This window comes from Streptomyces sp. HSW2009 (assembly GCF_040240285.1).
Classification (GTDB): Bacteria; Actinomycetota; Actinomycetes; order Streptomycetales; family Streptomycetaceae; genus Streptomyces.
Window position 1 is genome coordinate 1 of the sequence record NZ_JBEHZD010000766.1, and the last position, 2,978, is coordinate 2,978.

Below are 2,978 nucleotides of genomic sequence, written 5' to 3' on the forward strand. Positions count from 1 at the left end.
ACCACGCCACGATCGACGCGCGCACCGTCCACCTGCCGGCCGGAGCCGCACGGCAGCCCGCCGATGTGCCGGCCCCCTGACCCGCTTCCTGGCACGTCTCCCGACCCGTGTGGACGGGGTCCGTTCATGCTGGGTCCCTTCGTACCGGGTCCGGTCGAGCCGGGACCGCCGGTGTCACTGTGCCTACGCCTATGCCTGTGCGGGGCCCGGAGGAACCGGGACTGTTCGTGCCGGGTCCGGCCCGGCCGGGCCCGTTCGCGCCCTCGCGCCGGCCCGATTCGTGCCGGTCCGTACCGTGCCGACCTGCGCCGTGTCGGTCCGCGCCGCACCAGCCGGCACCGTCTCCAGCCGCATGCCGCCCGCCGGAACCGCGCCAGCCGGAATAGTGCCAGTCGGAGCCGCCTCGGTGTGAACCACGGGGCGCCTGACCGCGCCTGCGGCTCGCACGGGGCATACGGCCCGCACAGCCCGCACAGCCCGCACGGCCCACACAGCTCACGTGGTCCGCACAGCTCACGCGTCGCGCGCCGCCCGTACGACCTATCGAGCCCGTACGGCACACATGGCCCATACGGCGTGCACGGCTCGTACGGCGCATGCAGTGCATGCAGTGCATACGCCGCGCATGGCTCATACGGCGCCCGCTCGCGGCGAATCCGGCCGTAGATCTGGCGTCCATACCCCCTAGCCTGCCGGGCCAAGTCCCCAAAAGGCCATGGGGGAAGACCCTCCGGCGGACTGGGGATAACCCCACCCCTGGGCCGGTGGGCTGTCCATTGCGGTGGACACAGGGCCTAGACTCCCGTGCGTACGGACCGCCAGCGCCGCGAATCAGCGGAAATGCGGCGGTGAGCTGGGCGGTGAACAAGTCACCGAGCACGAAAGCGGCAGAGGGAGCGAGGGGCGGACGTGACGTATGTGACGGACGTGCCGGAGGTGATCGTCGCGCCCGCTGTCGGGACCCCCGTACGGGACGTGGGCGTACGGGCCGTGGACGGCGTGCCCGGTCGGGCGGTGGAGTCGGCCGCCGACGCGCCGGTGCGACTCGCCGCGGAGTACTTCGACGGGTACGCGGCCGTCGGCCTGCTCGCGGTGGTCGGGGTGCTCTTCCTGATCGTCGCCTTCGTCGGCAACCGCCTGCTGCGCCCGATCGCCCCGACGCCCGAGAAGCTGCTCACCTACGAGTGCGGCGTCGACCCGGTCGGCGAGGGCTGGGCCCACACCCAGGTCCGCTACTACGTGTACGCCTTCCTGTACGTGATCTTCGCGGTGGACTCGATCTTCCTCTTCCCCTGGGCGACGGTCTTCGCCGAGCCGGGTTTCGGCGGCACCACGCTGGTAGAGATGTTCGTCTTCCTCGGCTTCCTTACCGTCGGCCTGTTGTACGCATGGAAGAAGGGCGTCCTCGAATGGACGTGACCCCCCGGACGAACCCCGTGGACCTCCCCGAGCCCACGGTGGCGCGGCCCGCCGCCGGCACCGGCTCCCTCGGCCCGCTGGCCCGCCTGGCGCCCGAGCCGATGAAGGTCATCCTCAACTGGGGCCGCCGCTACAGCCTCTGGGTCTTCAACTTCGGCCTCGCCTGCTGCGCGATCGAGTTCATCGCCGCGTCGATGGCCAGGCACGACTTCATCCGCCTCGGCGTGATCCCCTTCGCCCCGGGCCCGCGCCAGGCCGACCTGATGCTGGTCTCGGGCACGGTGACGGACAAGATGGCGCCCGCCGTGAAGCGGCTGTACGAGCAGATGCCCGAGCCCAAGTACGCCATCTCCTTCGGCGCCTGCTCCAACTGCGGCGGCCCGTACTGGGACTCGTACTCCGTCACCAAGGGCGTGGACCAGATCATTCCGGTCGACGTGTACGTACCGGGCTGCCCGCCCCGCCCCGAAGCGCTGCTCCAGGGCATCCTCAAGCTTCAGGAGAAGATCGCGGCGGAGTCCCTGGCCGGCCGCTACCCGCACGGCGACCGCGGCCGGCGCCCGTCCGCCGCCGCGCTGCGCAGCCCGCTGGTCCCGGCGCCCGAGCGGCCCGAACCGACGCCGGAGGACACCCGATGAGCACGTCCGACCACCCCGGGAGAGACACGGAGGCGGCCGGTGGGACTGCTGGGTCTGCGGGGGCCGCTGGGTCTGCGGGGGCCGCGGGGATGACGGATGAGGCCGGTGCGACCAGTGTGACCGGTCCGGCTGAAGCAGTCGAAGCAGTCGACGCAGCCGATGTGGCTGATGCGGCGGTCGCGGCCCCGGTGGGTTGGCTGCCGCGCTCCGCAGCGGAACTCTTCGGCCCCGGAGCCCGGGCCGAAGAGAGCTACGACCTGCTCACCGTCGACGTCCCCGCCACGGCGTGGATCTCCGCGCTTGAGACCGCCCGTACGGCGCTGGCCTGCACGTTCTTCGACTGGCTGAGCGCGGTCGACGAGCCGGGCACGGGGCTGCACGTCGCCGCCCACGTGGCCGGTCTGCCCGATGTGCAGGCAGTGGCCGCGGCGGAGGCGGCGGCCGAGGCGGCGCGCGCGGCGCTGTCCGCACCCGATAGTGCGCCGGTGGCCTTCGACGGACGCGCCGACGCCGGCGCGCACGCCGCCGAAGGGGCCGCCGGTACCGGGCTGCGACGCCTCCTGATTCGAACCACCGTGCCGCACGACGCCCCGGTGCTGCCCACCGCCGTCGACGTCTACCCGGGTGCCGCCTGGCACGAGCGGGAGACGCACGAGATGTTCGGCGTCGACTTCACTGACCACCCCCACCTGCTCCCGCTGCTGCTGCCGGACGGGTTCGAGGGGCACCCGCTGCGCAAGGACTTCGTCCTCGCGGCCCGGGTCGCCAAGGCGTGGCCCGGTGCGAAGGAACCGGGGGAGTCCGACCACGGCGGGCCCAAGCGGCGACAGATGCTGCCGCCCGGCGTGCCCGACCCGAACGACTGGGGCCCGCTCAAGGGCCAGCTCCCGCCCGCCCCGGCCCGCCCGGCGCCCGGCCCCC

The 2,978-nt window shown here is 72.9% G+C and carries 3 protein-coding genes; all 3 read left to right on the forward strand.

Annotated elements, in window-relative coordinates; translation table 11 throughout:
• The first annotated feature begins 990 nt into the window (after nucleotides 1–990).
• Nucleotides 991–1,419 carry an NADH-quinone oxidoreductase subunit A gene (locus AAHZ94_RS31885; protein WP_349997196.1) on the forward strand — a complete coding sequence of 143 codons (429 nt, stop codon included), beginning with the start codon at nucleotides 991–993 and terminating at the stop codon, nucleotides 1,417–1,419.
• Nucleotides 1,410–2,057, forward strand: coding sequence for an NADH-quinone oxidoreductase subunit B (locus AAHZ94_RS31890; protein WP_349997194.1), 648 nt, complete (start codon nucleotides 1,410–1,412; stop codon nucleotides 2,055–2,057). Before AAHZ94_RS31885 ends, AAHZ94_RS31890 begins: the two co-directional genes overlap by 10 nt.
• Nucleotides 2,058–2,146: 89 nt before the next feature.
• On the forward strand, nucleotides 2,147–2,978 hold an 832-nt coding region (locus AAHZ94_RS31895; protein WP_349997195.1), incomplete at its 3' end, for an NADH-quinone oxidoreductase subunit C.